Raw genomic sequence first — 24,366 nt, 5'->3', positions numbered from 1 at the left:
CCAGAATAACGCTTCAAAGGAATTAAATCCACCACTGGGCAACGTTTTGAGGCAAACTGGAAGAGGGAAGATTGTTAGGAACTGACCTTGAATATCGACGCCTTTTTACAAACCTTTGCCCGCTTTGGCATTCATCTGGGACTCGAAACCAGTCAAGCGCTGATGGATGCGCTGGACAACCCCCAGGATGAAATTCCCGTGATTCACGTCGCCGGAAGCAATGGCAAAGGCTCGGTCTGTGCCTATCTATCCTCCATCTTGGCGGAAGCTGGTTATCGAGTAGGCCGCTACACCTCACCCCATTTAGTGAGCTGGACAGAACGCATTTGCATCAACGGTAAACCGATCGCAGAATCGGATCTATGGAATACCCTGCAAGCCGTCAATGCAGCCATCCCGATCGGGGTACAACCCACCCAATTTGAAGTCTTTACCGCCGCCATGTGGCTTTACTTCGCTGAACAGGAAGTGGATATTGCCGTGGTTGAAGTGGGCTTGGGTGGACGGTTGGATGCCACCAACGTGGTGGATGAACCGTTGCTGACCATCATCACCTCCATCAGCCTAGAACACACCGAACGCTTGGGCGATACCCTGGAAAAAATTGCCGCAGAAAAAGCAGGCATTCTGAAAAAAGACTGTCCAGCCATCATCGGCAAAATGCCGGAGGAGGCATCCGCAGTCATCACTCGGCGGGCTTACGAGCTGTACTGTCCCACCTTTTATCCCGCGCCCGCCAAACCCTTAGGCCAAGGGTGGGCCGCCTACGAAGGCTTTGAATGGTTTGAAATCGATGATGAAGGCGTTGCATTGGTGCCCCGCACCCTAACCTTTGAAATGCCATTGCCGGGAGAAGTGCAACTGAACAACGTCTCGTTAGCGATCGCAGCGATGCTGTTACTGCGCCATGATAGTTGGGAAATTACCGACGAAGCGATTACAGCGGGAATCGCTAAAACCCAGTGGCTAGGGCGTTTGCAATGGCATTCCTGGCAAGGCCATAAGATTCTTATCGACGGGGCACACAATTCTGACAGTGCGAAAAATTTAAGAGCCTTTGTCGATCGCCAGCCAGTCCGGCAGATCCATTGGGTCATGGGGATGCTGTCTACCAAAAACCACCAGGAAATGTTTGAATATCTCCTGAGATCGGGCGATTCCTTATATCTCGTCCCCGTTCCGGGCCACAGCTCTGCGGACTTAGCAGCCTTGGTAACTCTGGCAAAAACCGTTTGCCCTGGGTTGGAGCGCGTCTGGGTCTTTGATGATGTGCAAAAGGGACTCCAAGCTGCCACAGACAACACACAATTCCAGGAACTCGTCGTGCTGTGTGGTTCACTCTATTTACTGGGACACTTTTTCGCCCAGGAAGGCATTCCTAAGACCTAGTCCGCTGTCGGCCTAGAATGCTGGCCCAAAACAACGAGCGATCGAGGTCAGGATCATGGGTTCCTACCTCGATCGCTCAAACTGGCGCTTAGACTCGCACTGCGGTTGCTTTCAGCTGCGATTTTAGGCTTCGATCGTCACTTTAACGATGCGATCGCCCTGACGAATGGCATTGACGACATCCATGTCATTCGTTTGACCAAAAACAGTATGAACTCCATCCAAGTGGGGTTGGGGAGAATGGCAGATAAAGAACTGGCTGCCCCCGGTGTCTTTACCCGCGTGGGCCATGGATAGCGTCCCGGCTTTGTGAAGATTGTTGTTAATCTCACACTTAATCTTGTAACCAGGGCCACCGGTTCCGGGCATGCCCCGTTCGCCGGGGCGGGTATTGGGACAACCACCCTGAATCATAAAGTTCGGAATGACGCGATGGAATGCTAACCCGTCATAAAACCCTTTTTCTGAAAGTTCTACGAAGTTTTTCACCGTATTCGGTGCATCCACATCAAAAAGCTCTAGATTAATCGTTCCTTTATCCGTTTCCATGATGGCACGGGTCATTGGCGTTCCCTCGCTGAGATGTTCTGGTTCGACTATACCGCGAATGGGGAACCGCAACAGGGGGGATTCCCCGACATCCTAGGGCAGATCGCGAGAATTTTGACTGGCTTTTTTGACCTACCTTTTTGACCTACCTTTTTGACCTACCTTTTTGGGCTGCCCCGGTTGATTTGCCTGCACCGCTCCAAACCAAATGCTCCAAACAACTGCTCCAAACTAGAGGGGCTGAAGACCACTGCCCCTCCCCCTGAAACAATACAGACGCCGATCTAGGCAACGATCGCGGCTTTATTTTGCTTGGCAATAGCCGTTAATTTCACTGATGAGAGTCGTTTCTTCACCTGAAGACGATTGCATTGACTTCAATGATGCCTGCATGGCTTTAATATCTTTGCGACCTGCGGCATCCACAAGAGTCCTGCTGGCATCACGGGTTTTGGTGTAGAGGGCAACAAACCGTTGCTGAAAGCCTTTCAGTTTCTCATCTTTGACTTCAACCGCTTGGAATACTTGGATATTTTTCTCCAAAATGCCAGTCATTTGCTTCATCTTGCCAATCTGATCGCCACCACCTTTGCTCGCGGCTTGCAGTTCGGTGGTGGCTTCGTTAGTAACTTTGACCAATTTGTTGCATTGAGACACTTTGCTATCACAGCCCACAGCCAAGGAACCCAAAGTGACTGCGATCGCGGTAAAGGCAAACAAATGACGAGAAGAATACATGACTTAATAATCTCCAAATTTTAGAAGGTGAATGGATTGGTTCTAGACACCAGTTTTCTATCTACGCACTTGCCTAAGCATATGCATTATTGCCCAAGCCTCGACATTGGGGCTCAGAACTTCCAAAAGACGTTAGGATTTGCAATAAATTCCTACTTTTAGAGCAAATTTTCAATCGATTTCGTTAGAGAATTTTGTTCTAGGAGACTGAGGCTAGGGAGCTTGGCAGTAGGTGTTAATGGCTTGCACCACTTGAGTTTGGGCCGCGTGATTGGTTTGCAGTTGGGCCATGGCTTGCCGCAGCGTTGGGGCATCGGCGGGATTGATCAGCGATCGATTGCTGTCCCGATCGCGGCTATACAACTCCACTAACTGCTGCTGAAACCCTTGTAATTTGGGGTCGTTGAGTTGCAAGGCTTGCATCGATTTTGTAGCGCGATCGAGAATGTCAGCAGCGGCTTGGAATTTAGCCGTAGGCGGTGAATTTTGGGTTTCTAGGGCTTGAATGTCTTGGCTGGCTTTGTTCGCAAGGGTGACCAGTTTATTGCAGCGATCGACTTTAGTTTCGCTACAGCCGCTAACGAAGAGACTCACTAAACCCAAGCCGGTCATGAGTAAGCCGATCGATCGGCTAGCTGGAAGGCGGGTTAGACAGGAGTAGCGAGGGACGAACCGATTCATGTGCGATGATTTCCTGCGGCAAAGCATTCATAGGGTGCCACAGTTGGAGCATTTAAGCAATGAACCTGCTTGCACGTCATCTATGCAAGCAGGTTAGCGTGGTTCAGATTAAACGAATTCGGTGAACGAAGCCGTTATACCAAATCAACTTGTGATTGCGACCCATAACGATCCCCCTAAATCCCCCTTAATAAAGGGGACTTTGAAAGAATTTGACTGAATTCCCCCTTTTTTAAGGGGGGCTAGGGGGGATCGGATCTGTAGCATTGATAAATCAATTTGGTATTAGAACGTAAACGTCGTCCGCAACGTGCCAATCAGGATGGAATCATTGCGATTGTCGTGGTTAGGCGAGGTGAGCCAGATCAAACCAGGGGTGATGGCAATATTGTCGTTGATTGGATACTGATAAAACGCTTCCACATGCAGCGAAGTATCCCGATCGCGCAAATTACTCAATGACGCACTGGTGCCCGTCACCTTGGGTTCCATCCCCACAATCACGCCAGCCACTGCCCCCGTTTTACCCAGATCGGGGAAGGCCAAGCCCACCATCCAATTCCAGATATCCAGATCGCCTTTAGTCCCTTTGAGAACACGGGTTTTCGTATACCCCACGGAACCATTCAGCACAATTTTGGGGCTGATTTGGAAGGATGCACCAATACCAAAGGAATTGCTAGAGAAGGGCGATGTGAGGGTATCAAAGGTATCGTTCACCAAATCACCATCGCTATCCGTCGGCACCAACAGGTTGGCATTCAAGCTACCCGTGGGGCTACCGGCGCTGTTAAACGTCGTTTTGTAGGAATGCACATAGGTCAAGCCGACCTTCAGTTGTTCGCTGGGCTTGAAGGTTAACTGGGCGATCGCGCCGTAGGGGCCACTGAAGAGGCCACTGCCCGAAGCTGGATCTGCCGCAGCTCCGGCCAGATACCCTGCACTCAGTTCCAACTGATCGCTAAACTCATGCTTCACCGCAATTCCCGTGCCCCCCAACAGGTAGTAAATCGCGTTGCGGGTTCCGAAGTGGGACAATGCGCCACTGCCACCGTCGCCGTCTAGGTAGGGATTGAGGGTATCGGTAAAGTCATCGGCTGCACCTGCGTTGGCTTCCACGACCACCGTTGTTTTTTCGCCCAAGGGGAATTGGTAGAGCAGGGCATCGATCGTCGCACTGTTGCCGGAATCGGCGGACAACCGCAGGGAGCCTTCGGGAATGCCCGTGGCGTCTTGGCTGAAGCCGAGGTTGCCTGCTTGAATCCGGGTGCGTAGGAGGTCTTTTCCAGTGAAGCTGGTGTCGAGGTTGAGGCGGGCGCGATAGCCAACCACGGAATTGCGGCTGGGTTTGACTTCAGGCACCGCGACGCCCAGGGCATTCAACCCAGTACTTTCACCAAACATGACATTGCCGCGTCCCACAACCACTTCGCCGCTGAGTTTGGTGGTGGTGGAGAACTGTTGTTTTTCTAATGTTGCCGTTTTAGCTTCCAAGGCATCAACTCGCCCACGCAGAGTCGCGAGTTCAGCGGCAAATTCTTCTTGCAATTTTTGCAGGGTGGCGAGGTCTTCTTTTTTGACGAGATCCGCCGTCGCCGCAGCGATCAGTTCATTGACTCGATCCATGCAGGCATTGACGCCCGCTGCAAATTCGTAGCGGGTCATGGCACGGTTGCCGCGATAGGTGCGATCGGGGTAACCCGCAATGCAACCATAGCGCTCCACCAGGGACTGCAAGGCTTGGAAGGCCCAATCCGTCGGCTTGACATCGGACAACTGGGAAACGGAGGTGACTTGCTCCATGGCGGGATTAGCGGCTAGGTCATTCGTCAAGACTTCATCCGCACGGGCCGATCCAGATAGCAGCAACCCAGCCCCCAGCAGGCAAGGATTCAGCCAAAGTAACGTTTTCAGTAGTTTTTGATTCATGAAAAATGACTCCCACACCATTGACAACAGGTGTTAACGAATAACAATTGCATAGCCTGCATTATTGCAGGATGGCGAAGCGGAAAAACGCCCATCAACTAAACAGATAATATAATCATTATCATTTTTTGCCAAATTACAGGGAGAAATCGAGCCATTTTACGATCGCGTGAGCGGGAAAGATTCAGGCCCATGCAGCATTTTTGGCCCCGGTCTAGTAATCGATAGAGGCACTCATTGCTGCTGCTGCGAGCTGATCAAGTTCTACTTTTTGGGGAGTCAAATAATAATTACTCTCAATAAACCCAAAGACGTTGGACAGCCCGTCGTAGGTGGCGATCGGCGAGGGATTGGGCAAGGGAGGGAAGGGAAGTCGTGATCCCCTCAAATTCCGGCGGTTGGCGTTGGAGTCTTGGCTCTATGATGCGAGAGGACTGAACTGGGTACCCTGGATTCTGCGGACCCTTTAGGTTGTGACTTCTTGATATCTCTAACGGCTGAATCTATGACTGACGGCGATCGCCTATCTCAACTGCTCCACACCCTGCACCAACGCTATCAATCCCTGCGGGAAGGCCAAGTGGCAGATTACATTCCAGAATTGTCTAAAGTTGATCCCGATCTGTTTAGCATTTGCATTGTGACAACGCAGGGGGAGATTTATTCCGTTGGGGATCACGATCACCTCTTTACCGTGCAGTCCATTTCCAAGGTCTTTAGCTATGGGTTGGCATTAGAAGATCATGGTCGGGATTATGTGCTGACGCGGGTGGGTGTGGAGCCAACGGGCGAGGATTTTAATTCGATCGTGTTGGATGAAGCCTCGAAGCGTCCCTACAATCCCATGGTGAATGCTGGGGCGATCGCGACGACGAGTTTAATTAAGGGTAAGACACCCGTCGATCGGTTAAATCGATTACTGGAAATGTTCAATCGCTATATTGGTCATGATGTCTTTATTGATGTGTCAGTGTTTTTGTCGGAACGGATGACGGGGCATCGCAACCGAGCTATGGCACACCTGATGCGAAATTTCGGCATGATCGATGATCCGATCGAGGAATCGTTGGATTTGTATTTCCAGCAGTGTTCGGTATTGGTCAATTGTCAGGATTTGGCAATTATGGCGGCGACGTTGGCGAATCGAGGTATTAATCCGATTACGCAGGAGCGGGCGATTGATCGCCGTTATGTGCGGGATCTGTTGAGTGTGATGTATACCTGCGGGATGTATAACTTTGCGGGGGAATGGGCCTATACCGTGGGCTTTCCGGCCAAGAGTGGGGTTTCCGGCGGCATTATTGGTGTCGTTCCCAATCAAATGGGAATTGGCATTTTTTCGCCGCCGTTGGATGTGCGGGGGAACAGTGTGCGGGGGGTGCAGGTGTGTGAGGCGCTGTCCCAGGATTTGAATTTACATGTGTTCGATTGCCAAGGGTGCTGATGCCCTTAGCTGATGCCCTTAGCGGTGATCGCGTTCCATCATGCTGATGTATTTCCAGTCGGAACCGAGGACGGGGATGGGGGGACTCCAACGAATACGTTCACAAAATCGCAGCACTTGCAGTTGATTGATCGTGGATTGGATTTCTTCGCGGGTGCCGAGGAGGTAGATTTGGAAGGGTCTGCGGCTGTCGTCGATCGGGCGATCGTCGTCGCTCATGCCAATGAACATGGGATTTCTCCTAGATGTAGGGGTGGGAGGAAATCCCAAAAATTAAAGCCACCCTTTGCGCAGGACAAGTAGGGTGGCCCGATCGAATGTTACAATCCGTGTCAGACCGCCTAGCTGGTCACGTCAGCTTGGGGGTTTAGCTACCCTTTGTTGTTGTCAGCAACGCTGGGTAGCGCTCTAATTTTTGGGGTACAGCCAACTCAATCGGTGTATGACACGGTTGCAACTGGCTATGAAAAACCAGCCTAGGGGTAAAGTGGGGCGCTGTCAACTGTATTTCAAATCATTACGATTCTGTGATGTTTAGCAATATTTTCATCGTTTCAGACGAAAAATCGTCATGTTTCCCACCGCGATCGCGGCAAAACCATCTACTTCACCCTTAAACTGGCTGTCCAATCAAAATCCAGAGGACTTAAAACCCAAGCATCCGTTCAGCGTCTGCGGGAGCACCTGCTTTGAGCCACTCGATCGGCTCTTCTTCTAATCGATCGGGATTGACCCAAACAATTTCACGCAGCTTGGCAATTTTTTGGGCTGCCTGGGTGAAGAATCGCCGTGCTGTTTTTTCATCTAACGAAACGATACTTCGATCGGTTGCCAACGCTGCTTCTAACAGCAAGATATCCTTGACCATTGCAGCCCGTTGCGGGTCAGTGTCTGCCATAGCTTCGATTGCTTCCCACAGAGTTTGATCGATCGAGACTGCGGGGAGTGCAATGAATTGTTTCCGTGAAATCATTCCACGTAACCACTGGCGAGCAAAGCGCGACTGATGTTTGTCCCACTCTGCTCTAATCTCTTGGGTCATGACAACTTTGTGTTTACAATCTCGCAGAACCAACAAAAAGTCTCGGCACCGAACAGACGTAGGATAGGTGGCCGTTGCATCCCCGCAGGAACGAGCGATCGAAGCATCAACCACTAAACGTTTCGACTCATCAACCATGGGATGTCTGCCAGAGCTGTTTTTCTGCTGCATTGAGGTAGCGGTTTTCCAACGCCAGTGCCGTTGATCCAAAATCCTCTGGCCAATCCCCAAAGGCACCTGTTGTATCTAAGTCTGCACTCGTCACCTGAGAAGACCCATCGGGCTGGCGCGTAAACCAATGTAGCTTGACAAGATTCGGGTCAAGCTGTTCTTCGGCGACTAACGTTTGAATTCCTAAGAGAAACAACTCGCTGTGAGTTTCTACAACAACCCTCACTCCACGATGAGCAGCATCAGCGAAAATTTCAGCAAGGGCGACCTGAGCACGGGGATGGAGATGAATTTCAGGTTGTTCAATGTAAACTAACTGCCCAGGCTGTGCAACCAATAAAGCAACAATGACTGGAAGAACTTGGGAAACACCAAATCCAACATCAGCGATATTGACCGTATCTTGGTGATCGGGTTGTCCCAAAACCCGTCCCACGCGCAATTCAATTTGGGTATCATTGAGCCGCTGGGTCTGAATCAAATCCGTCAAGCCCAAGGTTTGGAAAGCCCGGACAAGCTGAGCAAAGGATTCTGAGTTTTCCTGCTGAAAGCGATCGACAATATTGGCGACATAGCTCTCAAATTGGCCTACGAACGTGGTACCACGAACTGCCGCAGTTTGATAACTTCTAGTAGGATTTCCCCGAAGGGCGGGAACGTGAATAATTTGGCTGAGGAGTCTAATAAAAGAACGATTTGTTAGACGGTATATTCCCTTGTGAACTCCTAGTTTAAATTGTAGAAAACAATATTCTCGCAAAACTTGATATTCATCAATTGGATGATTATCAACCAATGCAAGGTTTAGAGCTTGCTGAATTTCATGACTATTCATACTAGGTCGTAAGGAAATCCATCTATTTACCTTCAAAAATTCTGAGATTTGTTCAGCAATATCAAATCCCATTCCAGGAGTCCAAGAAAAAGAACTCTTCAAACCTATTCCTGAAGTTGCTAAATAAACTGTAAAGTAGTTTTCTTGTGGACTGATCTTAGAAATTAACTGTTCGCCGGATGTGAATTGAATATTGGGGCCAGAGAGTAAAAGGGCACCGGGATCATAGCTAGCCTCGATCGTCTGCTTCATGAGTAACAGCGGCTGCATAAAGCTCGACTTCCCTGAACTGTTGGCACCCGCTAAGATAGTCAGATTTCCCAGTTTAATTCGTCTTTCTTCTTTGAAGGATTTGAAATTTTTGACCCCTATTTCAGAAAATGGACTAACCTCGTCCCGCTCACCTAATTTTGCAAATTCTTGACCTGATAGCATCATTGTTCTGCCCCATCCTATTGACCTAAATATTGACCTAAATAGTGCAAGTTATCCTCAAAACATTCCTTCTTTATCAGAGGCGTCCAACGATCGATCGATCGTTGCAAAGAGCGTGTCCAGCGCCAGGGTTTGCGCCAAGGGGAGTTGACCGTAGGTAAAGACGGTGGCGACCTCCGGCGGGACTAAAGCAAACAATGCCTGCGCCACGTAGGGACTACCATAGACCACGATCGCCTGTAACTGCGCTGATTCGATCGCCAATGCCTGCACGATCGCCTTCACCTGCTCCAACGCCGCCGCCTGACTGCGCAACGGGTTCCCCCGCAGGAACACTTGCAGTAGCGTAGGTTGCACAGCCCACGCCGCTACGTCGGGAGTATTGCGATCGACGATGACCGAATGGTAGCCCTTGGCCTGGGGTAGCACGATCGCGGGAGCCGTTCGCCCCAAAAACGGAGAACCCAGACTTTCATCCACCAGGATTAAATTGCGCAGCGGGGAATCCTGCGGCGATTGGCCTGCCGTTGGCACAAGGCGCGAGGAATTGGGAACCTGCACTTGCATCGAAGCCTGCAAAATTTGCTGCACCGTCGCCATCGTTTCCGGCTGGGCCAATTCTGTGAGTAGTCGCGCTTGGAAATCGAGGGTGCGATCGATTGATCGGGCCTCTGATCGATCTGTTGTCTCTCCAATGAATCGATCGGTTGATCGCGCCATTGATCGATCCTCTGATCGATGCCCTGATCGATTTGTTGATGCTTCCTCTGATCGATCCTGTGAGGATAGACACACCCGTTCCTTCGCCTGCCAAATTCGACCCAAAGATGCCCGGATCTGCTCAGCGGGAATGCGTCCTGCTGCCACCGCCTGACACACCGCCGCGATCGCCCCCTCCGCGTCAACGGGCATCATCAACAGATCACAACCTGCCTCCACCGCCAACACCGCCGCCTCGTCATTGCCGTAGCGATCGGCGATCGCGCCCATGACCAGCGCATCCGTCACCACCAACCCCGCAAAGCCCCACTGCTCGCGTAATAGCGCCGTCATCACCGATCGGGAAAACGTCGTCACCTGGTCAGCATCCAAGGCCGGAACCCGCAGATGGGCACTCATGATCGCATCCACCCCCGCCGCGATCGCCGTCCTAAAGGGCGGAAACTCCACCTGCTCCAACCGTTCCCAACCGTGGGGAATCAGCGGGACATCCCAATGGGAATCGATCGCCGTATCACCATGACCCGGAAAATGCTTGGCACAGTTCAGCACCGGATAGTCCTGGGTTCCCCGAATAAACGCCTCGGTTAAGCGACTCACGATCGCCGCATCTTCCCCAAAGGCGCGGACATTAATCACCGGATTGGCCGGGTTATTATTGACATCCACCGTCGGCGTGAGAATCCAATTCAACCCGATCGCCCAGGCTTCCCGCGCCGTCGATCTGCCCATGGCTTCCGCCAGGTGCTCGGCTTGCTGGCGATCCCGTTGCGCCACCCCCGCCAGTGCCATGGGAGGCGGAAACCACGTCGCCCCAGTAAACCGCTGCCCCACGCCCTCTTCCACATCGGCACAGGTCAGCAACGGAATCGGTGCCCAATGCTGCAATTCCTGAATTTTGAGGGCCAGTTCCGCCGCACTGCCACCCAAAAAAATGATTCCCCCAACCCCAACCTCAGCGACCAGACGGTGAAGCGTCACCCGATCGGCCTCCCACTGGGGGTACTGTAACTGGTGGTCAAATAAAAATCCTGTCGTGCGCACCACCACCATCTGCGCCACTTGCTGGGCGAGGGAGAGTTGATTCAAATCTGGAAGCTGCATACTCCTCTCCCGATCCGTCGTCAGCGTTTACGGTGCATAGCTATACCAAATTGATTGATTACCGCGACCGATTCGATCCCCCCTAGCCCCCCTTACTAAGGGAATTCAGTCAAACTATTTCAAAGTCCCCCTTAATAAGGGGGATTTAGGGGGATCGTGACGCATTGCAATCACAAGTTGGTATTGGTATTAAGATTCCAGAGCTGGCGTGGCTTCATCCTCCGCCCCGTCTTCCTCCGGTCGATCGAGCCATTCTTCCACCCCAGAGGTTTTCCGCTCTTCCGTCAGCCGATTGATCAGCCCCAGAATTTGCGTGCCCCGCTCCAGCGATCGGTCTTCCACAAAGATGACCTCTGGAGTCCGCCGTAGCCTAACCCGCTGCCCCAGCACACTGCGCACATAGCCCGTCGCCGACTGCAAGCCCTTCATCGTCTCCGCCCGAGCTTCATCGGTGCCGTAGATGCTGACAAAGATTTTGGCGTGCTGCAAATCGCCGGAAACATTCACATCCGTCACACTGACCATGCCCGTGCCGACGCGATCGTCCTTGATTCCGCTCATTAACAGTTGGCTGACCTCGCGCTTGATCTGTTCTGCGACGCGAGCGACTCGTCGATCGGTTGCCATAGTTTCCCTCCTGGGCGTTTCCCCTGGCTAGATTCTAGCTTAGACCGGATTCAGACCCAGCATCCCTTGCAAGGTAAATATAAAAAAGCCCACAATTCCTAACATGACACCGATCAAGGCGATCGCGGTGACGGGACGCTTAAACAGAGGGCCAAGCGGCGCGAGTAGGTTCAAAAACACACCCAGGATCACGCCAATTAAAAAACGGGGATATTTAGAGATTGTTGTCCAAAGGTCTTGCATGGTAATAAATTCGTTCCAATCCTGCAAATTCCTTTTATGATAGACGAATGCTGACCCAAGTTCGACCCACTGCCGTTCCCCGCCCCTTCCTCAAATGGGCTGGTGGGAAAAGTCAACTGCTCCCGCAGTATGAATCGTTCTTCCCCAAAGACTACCGGACGTACTACGAGCCGTTTTTGGGGGGAGGTGCCGTCTTTTTCCATTTGCGTCCCAAAAAGAGCTTCCTGGCGGACATTAACCTTGAGGTGATTAACGTCTACCGTTGCATCCGCGACGAGGTGCATGACGTGATCGATCTCCTGCGCGAACACCACGATCGCCACTGCGAAGATCATTACTATCATGTGCGATCGCAGGTGATGGTCAATGACGAATGGTTTTGGACGGGCAACAACCTGGAGCGGGCGGCTCGGATTTTGTATCTCAACAAGACCTGTTTTAATGGGTTGTACCGGGAAAATTCCAAGGGCCATTTCAATGTGCCGATGGGGAAATACAAGAATCCCAGCATTTACGATCCCGATCTGCTGCGGGCTTGTTCGGAATCCTTGAAGGCGACACGCATTGAACCCGTGGGGTTTGAAGAGGTGTTGAAGTATGCCAAGTCGTCTAAGGATTTTGTCTACTTTGACCCGCCCTACCATCCCATCAGTTCCACCAGCAAATTTACTTCCTACAATCGTTATTCGTTTTTGGAAGCGGAGCAAACTCGGCTGCGGGATGTTTTTGCCAAGTTGTGCGATCGGGGGGTGAAGGTGATGCTATCGAATTCGGACTGTGAGTTCATTCGTGAGCTTTATGCAGGCTACAACATTCACACGATTTACGCATCCCGTCATATCAATTCCAACGGCAGCAAGCGCGGCAAAATCACCGAACTCCTGATTACGTCCTATTAGTTGGCTTGGGTTGGGCAGCTTTCTGCAATTTAAATCGATCGGGGTGTCTGGGCGCACCTAGGCAAAGTTAGCCGCGATAGCGCTTGCTGTTCTTTGGTCATACTGGAATGCCTTCCCGCCGTAAGTTCCGAAAGAATGGGGCTTGGGCGGATTCGACTTGCTCTAGGGATGCGAGGGTAACAGAAACAAGCGTTTCGCTTTCCAGGCAGAGATCCGCAATAAAATCATTCGTCCGTTGCACTTCCAAAGCAAAATCGACCGTTCCTTTCAAAGCCACCAGGATATCAATATCGGATTCTGGAGTGGCCTCCGATCGCGCTTGTGAACCATAGAGAATCACCTGAGCAAGGCGATCGCCGTAGAGCGTCTCTAGGTACTGTCGGAGACGGGCAAGAATTTCAGGTAACTTAGGATGTTGCATTACTGGATGTTGCATTACTGTCGGGCGTCAACCGAACTCCACCACCGAATTCCACCACCGAACTCCACCTCAGTCTACCCGGAAACCCCTCTACCCGGAAACCCGTGTCTTATAATGAACTTCGGGTCAATTTGGGAGCATGATTTATGGCAACTTTGCGGTTGGAAAACGGCACAGAACTGACGGATTTAGCAGCGATCGGGCAAATCCTCGCCCCCCTCAACATCCAACTCAACCACTGGACCACGGGCACCGATCCCCAAGTGCAGGAACTCCTAGCCTGCGCTAGTTTAAACGATGAGCAAAAGGACCAGGTTCTGCAAGGGCTCGATCACTACTTTAATACGCTGAAAGAGAATCAAGGCTACACCTCGCGGGATTTGATCGTGCTGCATCCCGATGTGCCGAACCTAGAAACCCTACTGGCAAAATTTGAAAAAGTCCACACCCATGCCGACGACGAAGTGCGCTACATCGTTGATGGCGAAGGGGTCTTTGGCTTTGTGCTGCCCGATCGCTCCCAGGTGGAACTGACCGTACAAGCAGAAGAATACATCAACGTCCCCGCCGGAACCGAACACTGGTTCTATCTCACCCCCAGCCGTCGGATTAAGGCCGTGCGCTACTTTGCAGGAACCGCTGGCTGGGTTCCCGAATACACCGAAACCCCAATCCGTTTACCTCGGTTGACGGCAGTGTAGGCCGGTTTAGACAGCAATGGTAATTTCAGCATGGTAATTTCAGCACAGTCGATCGAAGTCGATTATCGTTTTCCCGCAGGCGTTGACCCGGAAAAACAGGCCAAGGTGATCGCGATCGGGCAAACGGTCGGCACCTGGGATGCCCGCTTTGCCCACCGAGAACAAGCCTTCCAGTCGTTTCTGGCGGAGGTCGTGGCCACACAACGGAACGATGACGGTTCCAGCATCGCCACCGTTCGCTTTCCTGTTGCCAATACCGAAGGAGATATTGCCAGTTTACTGACAATGATCTTCGGTAAATATTCCATGGCCGGAGCTGCAAAAGTAATGGCCGTCCGGTTGCCAGAAACCTACGGTCAGCATTGTCGCTTTGGAATTTCCGGTATTCGCGATCGGGTTCAAGTGCACGATCGACCTCTAGTCATGGCGATTTTCAAACCCGCCCTCGGACTGACCGCTGAGGATCATGCTCAAATTTTACGAGAAGTCGCGATCGCGGGATTGGACGTGATTAAGGACGATGAAATTCTCGGGAACTTGGAGGTGGCTCCCACCCTGGAGCGCCTCCAAGCCTGTCGCCGGGAAATCGATGCGGTCAAAGCCAACACGGGCAAAGAACTGCTCTATGCCGTCAACGTCACGGGCAGAGCGGCGAATCTGCTCGATAACGCCCGTCGGCTAGTGGCTGCGGGAGCGAATGCCTTGCTGCTCAACGTCCTGACCTATGGCTTTTCTGTCTTGGAAGCGCTGGCGATCGATCCAGAGGTTAATGTCCCCATTTTTATGCATCCAGCCTTTGCGGGGGCGATGTGTGGTGCACCGGATCATGGCCTCGCCTATTCCGTCGTGTTGGGAACGTTGGCGTCCCAGGCCGGAGCCGATGCCGTGCTCTATCCCGCCCACTATGGCAACTTGCCCTTTGCCGCCCAGGAGGAAGCTGCCATTCGAGATGCCCTGCGATCGCGCAATGTCTTTCCCGTGCCTTCCGCAGGTATTCATCCCGGCATTGTCCCTAAGGCACTGGCGGATTACGGTCAAGACGTGATTCTGAACGCGGGAACTGGGATTATGGATCACCCCCAGGGCGCGGGGGCTGGCGTGCAGGCATTTTTTGAAGCGTTGCAACAGGCAACTCCTGGCTATCCCTTCGATATTTCACAAGTTTCTCCCAGTGCGTTACGAACAGCGTTGGAGAAATGGGGGACTTAGCCGAACTCATAATAATCATTCCCAGCAACGATACCCACCATCGCATCCATAGCCACCATGATCACCGAGACGACCCCCCAAGCATTAGACCGATCGTACGCCCCCACGGCTCAACATCAACGAGTCGTCTTTTCAGATTTTGACGGAACGATTACCGCTGAAGAAACCTTCGTGGCGTTGCTCAAAGCCTTTACCCCCCAGCTCTCTGCGGAATTGATGCCGGAAATGTATGCGCGGCGGCTAACCCTGCGGGAGGGCGTGCGGCGGCTGTTGGAGTCCATTCCTGCCAGTCAATATCCCGAGATTTTGGAATTTTCCCGCAGTAAAACCATGCGCCCTGGATTGCCGGAATTTTTGGATTTCCTCGATCGTCACCAAGTCCCCTTTGTCGTCATTTCCGGCGGGGTGCGGGGGATGGTAGAGACCGTTTTGGGCGATCTCCAGCCCCGGATGGCGGGCATTCACGCGGTGGATTTGGATGTGTCCCAGGACTATTGCCGCGTCATTCCCACCTACGAAGATGGGACGGAACTGGTGGCCAAGGTGAACGTCATGGCCCAGTATCCCTGCCAGGAAGCGATCGCGATCGGGGATTCGATTACGGATTTAAATATGGCCTTAGCGGCTCCAGTGGTATTCGCCCGCGATCGGCTAGCGCAGTACCTAGATGAGCAGGGTAAAGCCTACATTCCCTGGAATGATTTCTTTGAGATTCGCGATTACTTAGCCCAACGCTGGGAGAAATAATAAATGATTCATCCCTAGGATTATCTGAGTTAATTTAGGGGCAACGGGATCGGGAACTATTATGTCAGGGAATGGAGAATGACAGATCTACGGAATGATTTAATCAGCGCTGCGAAATACTTCCACGATCGGGGCTGGATGTGGGGCACGGCGGGGAATCTATCGGCCCGCATGGAGGATGGTAGTTTTTGGGTCACGGCTAGCGGTAAATCCAAAGGTGAGCTCATCATCCATGACTTCATCCACATGAAACCCGGTGGCGAATGGGAAGGCAGTCGGCCCACGGATAAACCCTCTGCGGAAACCTCGATTCACGAGGCCATTTATGACCTATTCCCCGAAGCAAAAGCCTGCTACCATGTCCATTCCGTAGAGGCGAATTTGGTGTCCAATTTCACAACAGCAGATGCATTGCCCTTGCCCCCCTTGGAAATGATTAAGGGATTGGGGCTGTGGGAAGAAAATCCCCAATGTGCGATGCCCCTGTTTGTCAACCATTTGGATGTCCCCAAAATTGCAGCAGAAATCCGCGATCGCTTCTCCCAACAACCGCCGCAAATCCCCGCGTTACTGATTCGCAACCATGGCGTTACGGTGTGGGCTCATTCCACAGAAGGGGCTCGCAATGCTATTGAATTAGTGGAATACATTTTCCGGTATATGGTGCTGGAGCGACAGATCCGGCAGTAGTTCTCCAGCGTATACGGGGATGATGATTAATTGAATGATAAATTTCGGGAGCTAACGCTATGACGATTCGTGTCGTTGCCCATGTGATTGCGAAACCTGACCAAATTGATGCCTTAAAAGCCCTCACCCTCAGTATTCTGGAACCGACCCGTCAGGAATCGGGGTGTATCCAATACGAGCTGCATCAAAATCTCCAGGATCCCACAGACTTTACCTTTATTGAAGAGTGGGAGTCGGAAGCGGCCCTAGAGGCCCATTTGCAAACGCCCCATTTACAGGCCGCAATGGCGCAGTTAGACGGCATTGTGGCCGCGATGCCGGATATTCGGCGCTATCAACGTTTAGGATAGGATGAACGATTACAGTAGGGTTAGAGTAGGGTAAGTCATGGGCGATCGTGTTGAGGAAATTGCCAACTTTCTGCGGATTTCCGATCGAATTGGAACTGCCGGACAACCGAATGCATTTCAGTTTGCAGCCATCAGAGCCGCAGGCTATCAAACGGTGATTAACTTAGCTTTGAGCAGTTCAGACCATGCCCTACTCAACGAAGCCGCGATCGCCCAATCCGCCCGGTTGGAATATTTCCATATTCCCGTCGTGTGGGACAAACCAACGCTGATGGATTTTGAATTTTTCTGTCAGATTCTGAAACGTCGCCCCGATCGGAAACTCTTTATTCACTGTGCAGCCAACAAGCGGGTATCGGTGTTTGTTTATCTCTGGCGACGGATTCACCAACAGGAAAGTGATGAAACGGCTAAACAGGATCTCCAACGGATTTGGCAACCGAATGAAATCTGGACAGCGTTTATTCAGCAGGTGTTAGACCGTTACCCCCCTACCCCCGAAGTCACAGGAGTTCCCGTATCTGATCCGTCAGCCACGCAGAACGGAGCCAAAATCCAGGATTGCCCATGAGTGTAGAATCTTCTACGCCTCAGCGATCGGCCACCATCTATGTGCAACTGGTACTGACAACGCTGATTTGGGGCGGAACCTTTATTGCTGGACGCATCGCAGTGCAAAGTGTTGGCGTCTTTTCCGTCGCGTTTCTGCGCTTTGCGATCGCAGCGATCCTATTACTCCTACTTTGCTGGCTACAGCTCGGTAACTTACCCCGGCTGAATCGATCGCAATGGGTTGGGGTGACTTTAATGGGCTTAGCTGGAATTTTTGCCTACAATGCCTTTTTTCTCGGTGGACTGAAGTTACTACCCGCCAGCCGTGCTTCCTTAATTGTGGCCTTTAACCCGATCGCGGTGTCCTTGGGGTCAGCAGTCTTTTACCGCGAGCCACTGTCTAAATCCAAAATATTGGGTACGTTAATTTCCCTGCTGGGAGTCGCGATCGTCATTGCCCAGGGGAATCCTCTCAATCTATTGCATACAGGCATTGGATTGGGGGACTGGCTCCTCCTAGGCTGTGTCACGAGTTGGGTGACCTATACCCTGCTGGGCAAACAGGTTTTACGAACCACTTCCCCGTTAGTGGTTACAACCTATAGCTGCGTAATTGGGGCCTTATCACTATTCCCTATTGCATTGACAGAAAATTTATTCTCCACATTACCCAGAATTACCTCAATTGCTGCCCTTAGCATTACCTATATGGGCATTTTGGGAACGGTCATTGCATTCATTTGGTATTCCCGAGGCATTCAAACGATCGGAGCCAGCCGTACTGCGATTTTCACAAATTTAGTACCCGTGTCTGCGGTGATGATGGGGATTGTATTTCTGCGGGAATCCTTACAACCTTCGTTAGTGATCGGCGGTTGTTTGGTGATTGCTGGAGTCATTTTAACGAATCAAGCCCCGCGAACTCAGACTCCGCCAACCCAACCAACCCAGCGGCCCAGTAATTCGGGAGGATGATCCATGGTGAGTTTATTATTTGGGCTCCTGTTAGGAGTCAGCACGATCGGTCTTTTCCTAGGGCTCTGGATTTTCATTCCGGCTCCGACCTTTGCGCTGTTGCCGCTGAGTGTGGGAGCACCGGAAGTCAGCCCTTGGTTGTTGTTAATCAATTGGGGTCTAGCAGCCATCACCCTGGGCACCCATCGGGGCAATGGACTGTTTAAAGTAACGATCGCCGCCAACCTCCTAGGGATTCTCCTGGCACTGTGGCCGCTAATTCAACTCCCGATCGCCCATGCCAAAATTTCGCAAGATTTCCGCCAAACGTTCAGCCATCCCGCCTCGGTTTCTCCCAATCCCCAACAGAAACAGTATTTCAGAACAATGCCGTTCCGGTTTCGTGAAGCTTTTCTAGGATTATCCCAACCGCGAACCCGTGAAGTCCATGACCTTGTGTTTAGCGTAATCGATCGCGTGCCTTTACGGTTGAATATCTATCAACCCGAAAAAACGGGCTATTACCCCGGCATTGTCATGGTTTACGGAGGCGCATGGCAACGGGGACAGCCGAAAAACATGGAAAAACTCGGTCGGTATTTGGCGCAACAGGGCTATGTGATTTGGGCGATCGACTACCGCCATGCGCCTCAACACCCTTTTCCCAGTCAACTGACAGATGTGCATACGGCGTTGGAATATCTTAAAACCCATGCCCAAACTTACGAAACGAATCTCGATCGCGTCGCGATTTTAGGCCAATCCGCTGGTGCGCAACTGGCACTTGTGACCGCCTATCAGCCTGCACCGATCGACCTGCGGGCTGTTGTCGCCTATTATAGTCCCGTTGATCTCACTGCGGGTTACTATGACGTTCCCACACCCGATCCGATTAATAGCCGTGATGTGTTGGAGAAGTTTCTCGGTGGTAATCCTGAGCAATTCCCCGATCGCTATCGCCAAGCATCACCGTTACAATGGGTCACACGATCGCAAATCCCTACCTTTCTGATTTACGGTGGTAAAGACCACGTTGTGCAATCTCGGTTTGGTCAGGCATTGCATCAGAAATTACTGGCCCATCAATCCACCAGTCTCTTTCTAGAAATTCCCTGGGCCGATCATGCCTTTGATGCGGTTTTTAATGGGGTTAGCAATCAGCTTGCGCTCTATCATTTAGAACGTTTTTTAGCAAAACTATTGCATTCGTAAGTATTGCATTCCTAAGGCTCACAAAACCCATGGTACGTTGCACTGAATTTAGTTCGTCTTGACCTTGGGTTTCCGATCGATAATCCACATGGCTAAGTAGTAGTAAATCGTAAACAGGATGCCCGCAAAAATCTGTCCGCCGATCGGCCCATGCCAAAACTCAAAAGAGTCTTTCCCCCAGTACACCGATGCGATCGCTAGCAGCATAATTCTCGGAACATTAGCAAACATAGAAAGTGCCCATCCCAGGAAAATCAGTACTCCTGTTTTTTTCCAACTGAGCTTCATGAACTGTCCTAGCAAAAATGCGCTCCCCACTAATACAAAAGCCATACTGAATCCACTACAACCAGGTCCAACCCAAACAGATCCTTCAGGCAAAGTAACATAGGCGGCTTGGGCATTAGCTTTAAAGCCAATCAGATGGAGGCCAATACTTCCAGCCCATGCCATTATGCGCTCTAGCATATCCTCAGATGTAAAAAAGCGACAAATACGAATTGCAATGAATTCTAGACTGGGGTAGATACCTATTAAAAACAGTAAAATTGGTTTGAGAAAACGTACAAAAAACTCTAAGCCCCATTCACTCCAAACAATACCAATCAATATCACCATAACGGCTAAAGCTTGTAGAGAGACTGAGCGTTGAATTCCATGGAAAAAGAGAAACGCCAAGATTCCGCAGAGTATTGTGGTATAGCCTAACCAACGATCGTCAGGGGCAGCACATAATTTGTTAAGAGTGGAACGCTTTTTCAAAATATTTTGTACACCCAAGACAAGAAGTCCTATATTAATGATGGCGTCTGATTGCCCTTTAATAATTCCTTGTAATAAAACTGTTATCCAGGTTGGCAGATAACAAAGTGCAATCAAACTGGCAAAAGTTATGTAACGACGGTGGTTTGTTTTCAGTCCCTGTTGTAATGCTTGAGTTACAAGATTACTTACTGTTTCTAATCTCATAAAAGTATTCTAATCTCCACAAAATCATTCAAAATAACGTTACGACTTGTTCTAAAAATTTCTTGGAGGCCCATTTAACTCAGGTTAATGATAGGTGACAAGAATTTAGGTAATATAATATTAAGTTATAGAAGTTCAGACTCCAGTGATGTGTATAGACTTGCGGAGAAAGAAGGAATTTCAGCCCTCTGCTCCTGCATTATATTTCATATGTAGATTAGTACTAGGGAAGGTGGCGATCTGGATACCTTCCCTGGACATATCTCTCTAGAAGCTTATCTGTCAACCAAACTAGCTACGTCGCATTCCATAACGACCTACACCAATCATTGCAAGACCAACTACTAGTAAGTTACCAACACCAGAGAGACCCGTTTTAATCGACGCAGTTTTGGCATTTTGTTGCGCTGTTTCAGCACTTTTCGTTAATTGCTGGGCAACTTGTTGAAGTTGCTCTTGGGTGACTTTAATTTTAGGATCTGCTCCAGGCTGGACTTCTTGGAGGCGTTTATTAGCTTGTTCTAGCTGAGTACTAATGTTGTTAACAGCAATGGTCTGAAAGGTTACTGCATCTCGAATAACCAAAACACTGGAAAGGGGAAGGATAATACCCAAAATGAGGCAGGCCGTTGCAATTTGTTTGCGCAACCCACGGGTATCAAGAGCAGAAGCCATCATTAAGCCAAAGCCAAATAGAAGAATGATGGATCGATCGCTGATTTGTTGCATGAATCCCATTCGCCAAGCTAGTTCTCCGAAGTTAGGTGGAAAACTGAGAACGATGACATCAAGCAGAAAACCAATAATACAAGCAACACCAATAATGCGACAGATTCCACGGGCATAGAGAGTTCCAGAACTGGAGTTTGTGTAGCTATTTGGAGTAGATAAAGATGAAGATGCCATAGTAGTATTCTCAGTATTTACAGTGAGTGGAGAATCGTATTTTGTTTCTATTCAAGCGATGGCATTCAATCAAGCCAATTCACCGAATAATCAGTTGTGTGCGAATTGAGACGTATGGAAGCATATTCCTTCTTTCATAGGATCTCAGTGTAAATCCTGAAGGAGATGCCCTGATTTCCAAAAAAAATATGTGCATTAAGCTGGTATAAAGAGTAAGGGTATTTTTAGAACAATCCCCAAGTCCTTTATAGAAGGTTATACCGACTCAGCTACATGCTTACGACGCCGCAGCATAGTGGCACCCATGACTGCAATGCCGGGAAGAAGAGCAGGCGTAGGAATAGGTTGCACTTCTGCACGTTGAATTTGTGCGGATGCAATACTGATCAAAGGCTCATTATCGTCATCAAACACGTTGAAAAAACGAGTTGCAAGGTCGTTCTTGCCATTATTAACTAATCCAGGCAGTACTGAAAATTGAGCAGTCCCCAGTTTGAGTCCAGCCTGATCAGGATTCACTGAACCACCTGTTAAAGCAATACGCAAAATCTGATTGGTCTCTCCGGGCAGTAAAGAACCGGCAGTAGGACCAGTAACAGACAAACCACTAAAAATGCCAGTCTTGGTAAAGCTCGAAAACCCTAACTCAGTATTGTCAAAACCAATATCAAAGCCAAGCTTCGTGATTTTGTCATCTTCGGCAACACCGAATGTTTCCAAGAAGATATCCACATTTAAGATGCTACCAACAGAAGTAACAATATCTTTTGCTGTGTCACCATCTACAGAAGTTCCAGTTGGCTTGAAGGAAATGCTGAGTGCTTGAGCCGGAGACTGCACGGTTGCCATCACACCAGATACAATGACGCTCGCCAGCGCAACTTTGGCAGCCATCGTTTTGAGATTCATACTTGATCTACCTAAAATGAGTGTGTTTACTTGCCAAATCACGTTGCAATATCACAACTAGTGACTTACTTCAACCTTGCCTGGAAATGACATGACCTAGATCAAGCGAAGATTGATGAGTCTGATGGGTAGTGACACCTGAGGTAGATGGAAAGAAACCTGATAGAAGATTGACAAACTTCCTATTTCTTGCAGGAAGGATTTTCTTGTCTCAATCTATCTTATGCAAGAATACGGAGACTGGCTAGTTTTTGGGCTGGGCTTTATGGAGACTTTACAGAAGTAAGCTATTTGCTCAGAGGGATTCGGTAGATTTTCATATTTTATTTCAAATAAATAAAATTCATTCAGATCATCACGTTGATAACAGGCTTTTTAGGGATTGGTCAATTTTCTCAATGACTTCCTCTAAGCTAAACTGCTGTTTTGCAGTTTCTAGGGCTGCTTTGGCAAGACTCTCCATGACTGTAGGAGACTTGTAGGCAGTTTGAATGACATGAGCCAGGGCGATCTCATCTCCTGGAGATGTCAACCAGCCTGTTGTTTCTGGATTGACTAATTCCATTGCTCCGCCAGCTGCTGCTGCCACAATTGGAGTCCCACAGAGCATTGCTTCGATGATGACTCGTCCAAACGGTTCCGGAGCTGTCGAAGTATGGGCCACTAAGTCACAGCTTGCCATTAACTGAGGAATCTCAGATTGAAACCCAAGAAATTTGACTCGATCGTGCAATCCCAATTGCTCAACCTGGTGATGGAGTTGCTGGACATATTCAGTTTCACCAAACAAAGCATCACCCACCAGAACCGCTGCAATTTCTTTAGGACAATGGGCGATCGCTTCGATCAAAATATGCTGACCTTTCCAAGGAGACAGACGGCTGAAGTGTCCCACAACAAAATGATTTTCCAGACCAATTTCCTGTTTCCAAGGTTCAGCACGATCTCGTCCCAATTGGGCTAATTGAGCGTAGCGATCGGCATCAAAGCCATTGTAAATAACCTGGACTAAATCAGCTCGGCCTCCTGCTTGAACAAAGGCATCTCGTGTTGCTTGGGAATTCGCAATGACTAAAGCAGCACAGTGATTGGCCAACGTGACGACAACTCGTAGATTAGTTTGACTGAAATGCTCAGGGGATAGAATATCCCTTAAGTGATACACCAGGGGGCGACGACTGAGGAAGGTGGCGATCGCCCCGACAACGAAAGCTTTTTGCGTATTGGCGTAAATGAGATCGTACTGTTTTGCTAAGTTTGCCGTTTTGACAACTAAGGGTAGAAGTGTGCCTAAACTGGTTAAACCGCTAATCAGTCCAGTTTCTTTACTGACTTTGACCGCTTGCTGGGTGAGAATTTGTACCGGAATTTGACGGTCTTCGAGCGCTGAGCGAAAGTTGCCATCGGCGAAGAGTCCGACTAAACAATGGTGACGAAAAGTGGCGGCGACATCTAGTAGGGAGAGTTCTGCTCCGCCCAGTTTGCCACTCTGATCGAGAAAGAGAATGTTCATGGAAACCTGGATTGCGAAAGATAGAAGGGACGATCGATCTCTTCATACCGAATCAGCCTGGTTGACTGACATAACTCAAACTACACTCACCCCAGTCACCCCAAACTCTCTCGCTCTAGGAATAAGGTTCAAACCCAATTGTAGGTTCCGGCAATAACTTGAACTGCGAGAGACAATCACTGAGTGCTTAACTCTGGCCCCAATCCCCCTTAGTAAGGGGGATTGGGGCGGTAGGGGAGAATACGATCGAAGGTACGTTACTCTTTACGATCGCTCTAGGGGTAAATCCGGAGGGAGGTGTGCGGTGGACCCAAGTGTTTGGACAAGATCTAATGAAAGTTAAGCTCTAAGTGTAACGTGAGCTCAGCTAGCTCATAGATCAAAAGAGATCGATCTAACCAATGCTTCAGTTAATCAAACTCATTGT

At 50.1% G+C, this 24,366-nt stretch carries 26 protein-coding genes; 11 read left to right on the top strand and 15 right to left on the bottom strand.

The features are described 5' to 3' along the window. The first annotated feature begins 87 nt into the window (after positions 1–87). Positions 88–1,389, top strand: coding sequence for a folylpolyglutamate synthase/dihydrofolate synthase family protein (locus H6G21_RS00130; RefSeq protein WP_190569274.1), 1,302 nt, complete (start codon positions 88–90; stop codon positions 1,387–1,389). Positions 1,390–1,512: 123 nt separating this feature from the next. Here H6G21_RS00130 and H6G21_RS00125 read toward each other — a convergent pair whose 3' ends face one another. The 4 genes from H6G21_RS00125 to H6G21_RS00110 all read right to left on the bottom strand — a co-directional run bounded on the left by H6G21_RS00125 (position 1,513) and on the right by H6G21_RS00110 (position 5,286). Beyond that, entirely contained in the window at positions 1,513–1,953 is a 441-nt protein-coding gene (locus H6G21_RS00125) for a peptidylprolyl isomerase (protein WP_190569271.1), read from the bottom strand. Positions 1,954–2,241: 288 nt separating this feature from the next. Next, positions 2,242–2,676, bottom strand: a complete 435-nt coding sequence (locus H6G21_RS00120) for a hypothetical protein (protein WP_190569269.1) — start codon at positions 2,674–2,676, stop codon at positions 2,242–2,244. Between the two features lie 213 nt (positions 2,677–2,889). Beyond that, entirely contained in the window at positions 2,890–3,357 is a 468-nt protein-coding gene (locus H6G21_RS00115) for a hypothetical protein (RefSeq protein WP_190569267.1), read from the bottom strand. Positions 3,358–3,642: 285 nt separating this feature from the next. Further along, positions 3,643–5,286: an iron uptake porin gene (locus tag H6G21_RS00110; RefSeq protein WP_190569265.1), complete on the bottom strand. Its 1,644-nt coding sequence runs from the start codon at positions 5,284–5,286 to the stop codon at positions 3,643–3,645. A gap of 505 nt (positions 5,287–5,791) precedes the next feature. Here H6G21_RS00110 and glsA point away from each other — a divergent pair. Further along, the gene (gene glsA, locus H6G21_RS00105) at positions 5,792–6,730 is read left to right on the top strand and encodes a glutaminase A (RefSeq protein ID WP_190569263.1); all 939 of its coding nucleotides are present in this window, start codon (positions 5,792–5,794) and stop codon (positions 6,728–6,730) included. An 18-nt stretch (positions 6,731–6,748) separates the two neighbouring features. Here the strand turns inward: glsA and H6G21_RS00100 are convergent, their stop codons facing one another. The 6 genes from H6G21_RS00100 to H6G21_RS00075 form a co-directional block, all read right to left on the bottom strand. Beyond that, positions 6,749–6,961: a hypothetical protein gene (locus H6G21_RS00100; protein ID WP_190569261.1), complete on the bottom strand. Its 213-nt coding sequence runs from the start codon at positions 6,959–6,961 to the stop codon at positions 6,749–6,751. Positions 6,962–7,376: 415 nt separating this feature from the next. Then, a complete protein-coding gene (locus tag H6G21_RS00095) occupies positions 7,377–7,910 on the bottom strand; it encodes a hypothetical protein (protein ID WP_190569259.1) in 534 nt (177 codons plus the stop codon). Next, positions 7,903–9,213 (bottom strand): AAA family ATPase, encoded by a 1,311-nt coding sequence (locus tag H6G21_RS00090; RefSeq protein WP_190570394.1) that lies wholly within the window; start codon positions 9,211–9,213, stop codon positions 7,903–7,905. The genes H6G21_RS00095 and H6G21_RS00090 overlap by 8 nt, the downstream gene beginning before the upstream one ends. A gap of 57 nt (positions 9,214–9,270) precedes the next feature. After that, positions 9,271–11,037, bottom strand: coding sequence for a glycoside hydrolase family 3 N-terminal domain-containing protein (locus H6G21_RS00085; RefSeq protein WP_190569258.1), 1,767 nt, complete (start codon positions 11,035–11,037; stop codon positions 9,271–9,273). A gap of 189 nt (positions 11,038–11,226) precedes the next feature. Beyond that, positions 11,227–11,664: a 30S ribosome-binding factor RbfA gene (gene rbfA, locus H6G21_RS00080; RefSeq protein ID WP_190569256.1), complete on the bottom strand. Its 438-nt coding sequence runs from the start codon at positions 11,662–11,664 to the stop codon at positions 11,227–11,229. Between the two features lie 39 nt (positions 11,665–11,703). Further along, positions 11,704–11,907 carry a DUF751 family protein gene (locus H6G21_RS00075; protein WP_190569253.1) on the bottom strand — a complete coding sequence of 68 codons (204 nt, stop codon included), beginning with the start codon at positions 11,905–11,907 and terminating at the stop codon, positions 11,704–11,706. Positions 11,908–11,954: 47 nt separating this feature from the next. Here H6G21_RS00075 and H6G21_RS00070 point away from each other — a divergent pair, with 47 nt between their 5' ends. Beyond that, positions 11,955–12,806 (top strand): DNA adenine methylase, encoded by an 852-nt coding sequence (locus H6G21_RS00070; RefSeq protein WP_190569251.1) that lies wholly within the window; start codon positions 11,955–11,957, stop codon positions 12,804–12,806. A 97-nt stretch (positions 12,807–12,903) separates the two neighbouring features. Here the strand turns inward: H6G21_RS00070 and H6G21_RS00065 are convergent, their stop codons facing one another. Next, the gene (locus H6G21_RS00065; protein ID WP_190569249.1) at positions 12,904–13,227 is read right to left on the bottom strand and encodes a nucleotidyltransferase domain-containing protein; all 324 of its coding nucleotides are present in this window, start codon (positions 13,225–13,227) and stop codon (positions 12,904–12,906) included. 146 nt (positions 13,228–13,373) lie between these two features. Here H6G21_RS00065 and H6G21_RS00060 point away from each other — a divergent pair, with 146 nt between their 5' ends. The 8 genes from H6G21_RS00060 to H6G21_RS00025 all read left to right on the top strand — a co-directional run bounded on the left by H6G21_RS00060 (position 13,374) and on the right by H6G21_RS00025 (position 19,642). After that, positions 13,374–13,928, top strand: coding sequence for a cupin domain-containing protein (locus H6G21_RS00060; protein ID WP_190569247.1), 555 nt, complete (start codon positions 13,374–13,376; stop codon positions 13,926–13,928). A gap of 30 nt (positions 13,929–13,958) precedes the next feature. Further along, positions 13,959–15,137, top strand: coding sequence for a RuBisCO large subunit C-terminal-like domain-containing protein (locus H6G21_RS00055; protein WP_190569245.1), 1,179 nt, complete (start codon positions 13,959–13,961; stop codon positions 15,135–15,137). 57 nt (positions 15,138–15,194) lie between these two features. Beyond that, positions 15,195–15,884, top strand: coding sequence for an HAD-IB family phosphatase (locus H6G21_RS00050; protein WP_190569243.1), 690 nt, complete (start codon positions 15,195–15,197; stop codon positions 15,882–15,884). A 78-nt stretch (positions 15,885–15,962) separates the two neighbouring features. Beyond that, entirely contained in the window at positions 15,963–16,574 is a 612-nt protein-coding gene (mtnB, locus tag H6G21_RS00045) for a methylthioribulose 1-phosphate dehydratase (RefSeq protein ID WP_190569241.1), read from the top strand. Between the two features lie 59 nt (positions 16,575–16,633). Next, positions 16,634–16,924, top strand: a complete 291-nt coding sequence (locus H6G21_RS00040; protein WP_190569239.1) for a putative quinol monooxygenase — start codon at positions 16,634–16,636, stop codon at positions 16,922–16,924. 37 nt (positions 16,925–16,961) lie between these two features. Continuing rightward, the gene (locus tag H6G21_RS00035) at positions 16,962–17,495 is read left to right on the top strand and encodes a protein tyrosine phosphatase family protein (protein ID WP_190569238.1); all 534 of its coding nucleotides are present in this window, start codon (positions 16,962–16,964) and stop codon (positions 17,493–17,495) included. Then, positions 17,492–18,451 carry a DMT family transporter gene (locus H6G21_RS00030; RefSeq protein WP_190569235.1) on the top strand — a complete coding sequence of 320 codons (960 nt, stop codon included), beginning with the start codon at positions 17,492–17,494 and terminating at the stop codon, positions 18,449–18,451. The genes H6G21_RS00035 and H6G21_RS00030 overlap by 4 nt, the downstream gene beginning before the upstream one ends. Positions 18,452–18,454: 3 nt before the next feature. Then, positions 18,455–19,642: an alpha/beta hydrolase gene (locus tag H6G21_RS00025; RefSeq protein WP_190569233.1), complete on the top strand. Its 1,188-nt coding sequence runs from the start codon at positions 18,455–18,457 to the stop codon at positions 19,640–19,642. A gap of 48 nt (positions 19,643–19,690) precedes the next feature. Here H6G21_RS00025 and crtC read toward each other — a convergent pair whose 3' ends face one another. The 4 genes from crtC to H6G21_RS00005 form a co-directional block, all read right to left on the bottom strand. After that, a complete protein-coding gene (gene crtC, locus H6G21_RS00020; RefSeq protein WP_190569231.1) occupies positions 19,691–20,611 on the bottom strand; it encodes a cyanoexosortase C in 921 nt (306 codons plus the stop codon). Positions 20,612–20,902: 291 nt separating this feature from the next. Next, positions 20,903–21,517: an HpsJ family protein gene (locus H6G21_RS00015; RefSeq protein WP_190569229.1), complete on the bottom strand. Its 615-nt coding sequence runs from the start codon at positions 21,515–21,517 to the stop codon at positions 20,903–20,905. 255 nt (positions 21,518–21,772) lie between these two features. Beyond that, positions 21,773–22,426, bottom strand: coding sequence for a PTPA-CTERM sorting domain-containing protein (locus tag H6G21_RS00010; RefSeq protein ID WP_190569227.1), 654 nt, complete (start codon positions 22,424–22,426; stop codon positions 21,773–21,775). Between the two features lie 355 nt (positions 22,427–22,781). Then, complete coding sequence (locus H6G21_RS00005) at positions 22,782–23,939, bottom strand: glycosyltransferase family 4 protein (protein ID WP_190569225.1); 1,158 nt, start codon at positions 23,937–23,939, stop codon at positions 22,782–22,784. Between the last annotated feature and the right edge of the window lie 427 nt (positions 23,940–24,366).

This window comes from Alkalinema sp. FACHB-956 (assembly GCF_014697025.1).
Taxonomy (GTDB): Bacteria; Cyanobacteriota; Cyanobacteriia; order Leptolyngbyales; family Leptolyngbyaceae; genus Alkalinema.
Note: the sequence above shows the minus strand (reverse complement) of the source record. Positions and strands in the feature narration are given on the sequence as shown.

What these genes read in the sequence shown, in the direction of transcription:
- H6G21_RS00115 (WP_190569267.1), bottom strand. Translation starts at nt 3,357, where the DNA reads ATGAATCGGTTCGTCCCTCGCTACTCCTGTCTAACCCGCCTTCCAGCT.
- H6G21_RS00025 (WP_190569233.1), top strand. Translation starts at nt 18,455, where the DNA reads ATGGTGAGTTTATTATTTGGGCTCCTGTTAGGAGTCAGCACGATCGGT.
- H6G21_RS00005 (WP_190569225.1), bottom strand. Translation starts at nt 23,939, where the DNA reads ATGAACATTCTCTTTCTCGATCAGAGTGGCAAACTGGGCGGAGCAGAA.
- H6G21_RS00065 (WP_190569249.1), bottom strand. Translation starts at nt 13,227, where the DNA reads ATGCAACATCCTAAGTTACCTGAAATTCTTGCCCGTCTCCGACAGTAC.
- H6G21_RS00030 (WP_190569235.1), top strand. Translation starts at nt 17,492, where the DNA reads ATGAGTGTAGAATCTTCTACGCCTCAGCGATCGGCCACCATCTATGTG.
- H6G21_RS00075 (WP_190569253.1), bottom strand. Translation starts at nt 11,907, where the DNA reads ATGCAAGACCTTTGGACAACAATCTCTAAATATCCCCGTTTTTTAATT.
- mtnB (WP_190569241.1), top strand. Translation starts at nt 15,963, where the DNA reads ATGACAGATCTACGGAATGATTTAATCAGCGCTGCGAAATACTTCCAC.
- H6G21_RS00095 (WP_190569259.1), bottom strand. Translation starts at nt 7,910, where the DNA reads ATGGTTGATGAGTCGAAACGTTTAGTGGTTGATGCTTCGATCGCTCGT.
- H6G21_RS00120 (WP_190569269.1), bottom strand. Translation starts at nt 2,676, where the DNA reads ATGTATTCTTCTCGTCATTTGTTTGCCTTTACCGCGATCGCAGTCACT.
- H6G21_RS00055 (WP_190569245.1), top strand. Translation starts at nt 13,959, where the DNA reads ATGGTAATTTCAGCACAGTCGATCGAAGTCGATTATCGTTTTCCCGCA.
- H6G21_RS00085 (WP_190569258.1), bottom strand. Translation starts at nt 11,037, where the DNA reads ATGCAGCTTCCAGATTTGAATCAACTCTCCCTCGCCCAGCAAGTGGCG.
- H6G21_RS00090 (WP_190570394.1), bottom strand. Translation starts at nt 9,213, where the DNA reads ATGCTATCAGGTCAAGAATTTGCAAAATTAGGTGAGCGGGACGAGGTT.
- H6G21_RS00050 (WP_190569243.1), top strand. Translation starts at nt 15,195, where the DNA reads ATGATCACCGAGACGACCCCCCAAGCATTAGACCGATCGTACGCCCCC.
- glsA (WP_190569263.1), top strand. Translation starts at nt 5,792, where the DNA reads ATGACTGACGGCGATCGCCTATCTCAACTGCTCCACACCCTGCACCAA.
- rbfA (WP_190569256.1), bottom strand. Translation starts at nt 11,664, where the DNA reads ATGGCAACCGATCGACGAGTCGCTCGCGTCGCAGAACAGATCAAGCGC.
- H6G21_RS00125 (WP_190569271.1), bottom strand. Translation starts at nt 1,953, where the DNA reads ATGACCCGTGCCATCATGGAAACGGATAAAGGAACGATTAATCTAGAG.
- H6G21_RS00035 (WP_190569238.1), top strand. Translation starts at nt 16,962, where the DNA reads ATGGGCGATCGTGTTGAGGAAATTGCCAACTTTCTGCGGATTTCCGAT.
- H6G21_RS00015 (WP_190569229.1), bottom strand. Translation starts at nt 21,517, where the DNA reads ATGGCATCTTCATCTTTATCTACTCCAAATAGCTACACAAACTCCAGT.
- H6G21_RS00010 (WP_190569227.1), bottom strand. Translation starts at nt 22,426, where the DNA reads ATGAATCTCAAAACGATGGCTGCCAAAGTTGCGCTGGCGAGCGTCATT.
- H6G21_RS00060 (WP_190569247.1), top strand. Translation starts at nt 13,374, where the DNA reads ATGGCAACTTTGCGGTTGGAAAACGGCACAGAACTGACGGATTTAGCA.
- H6G21_RS00110 (WP_190569265.1), bottom strand. Translation starts at nt 5,286, where the DNA reads ATGAATCAAAAACTACTGAAAACGTTACTTTGGCTGAATCCTTGCCTG.
- H6G21_RS00070 (WP_190569251.1), top strand. Translation starts at nt 11,955, where the DNA reads ATGCTGACCCAAGTTCGACCCACTGCCGTTCCCCGCCCCTTCCTCAAA.
- H6G21_RS00100 (WP_190569261.1), bottom strand. Translation starts at nt 6,961, where the DNA reads ATGTTCATTGGCATGAGCGACGACGATCGCCCGATCGACGACAGCCGC.
- H6G21_RS00040 (WP_190569239.1), top strand. Translation starts at nt 16,634, where the DNA reads ATGACGATTCGTGTCGTTGCCCATGTGATTGCGAAACCTGACCAAATT.
- crtC (WP_190569231.1), bottom strand. Translation starts at nt 20,611, where the DNA reads ATGAGATTAGAAACAGTAAGTAATCTTGTAACTCAAGCATTACAACAG.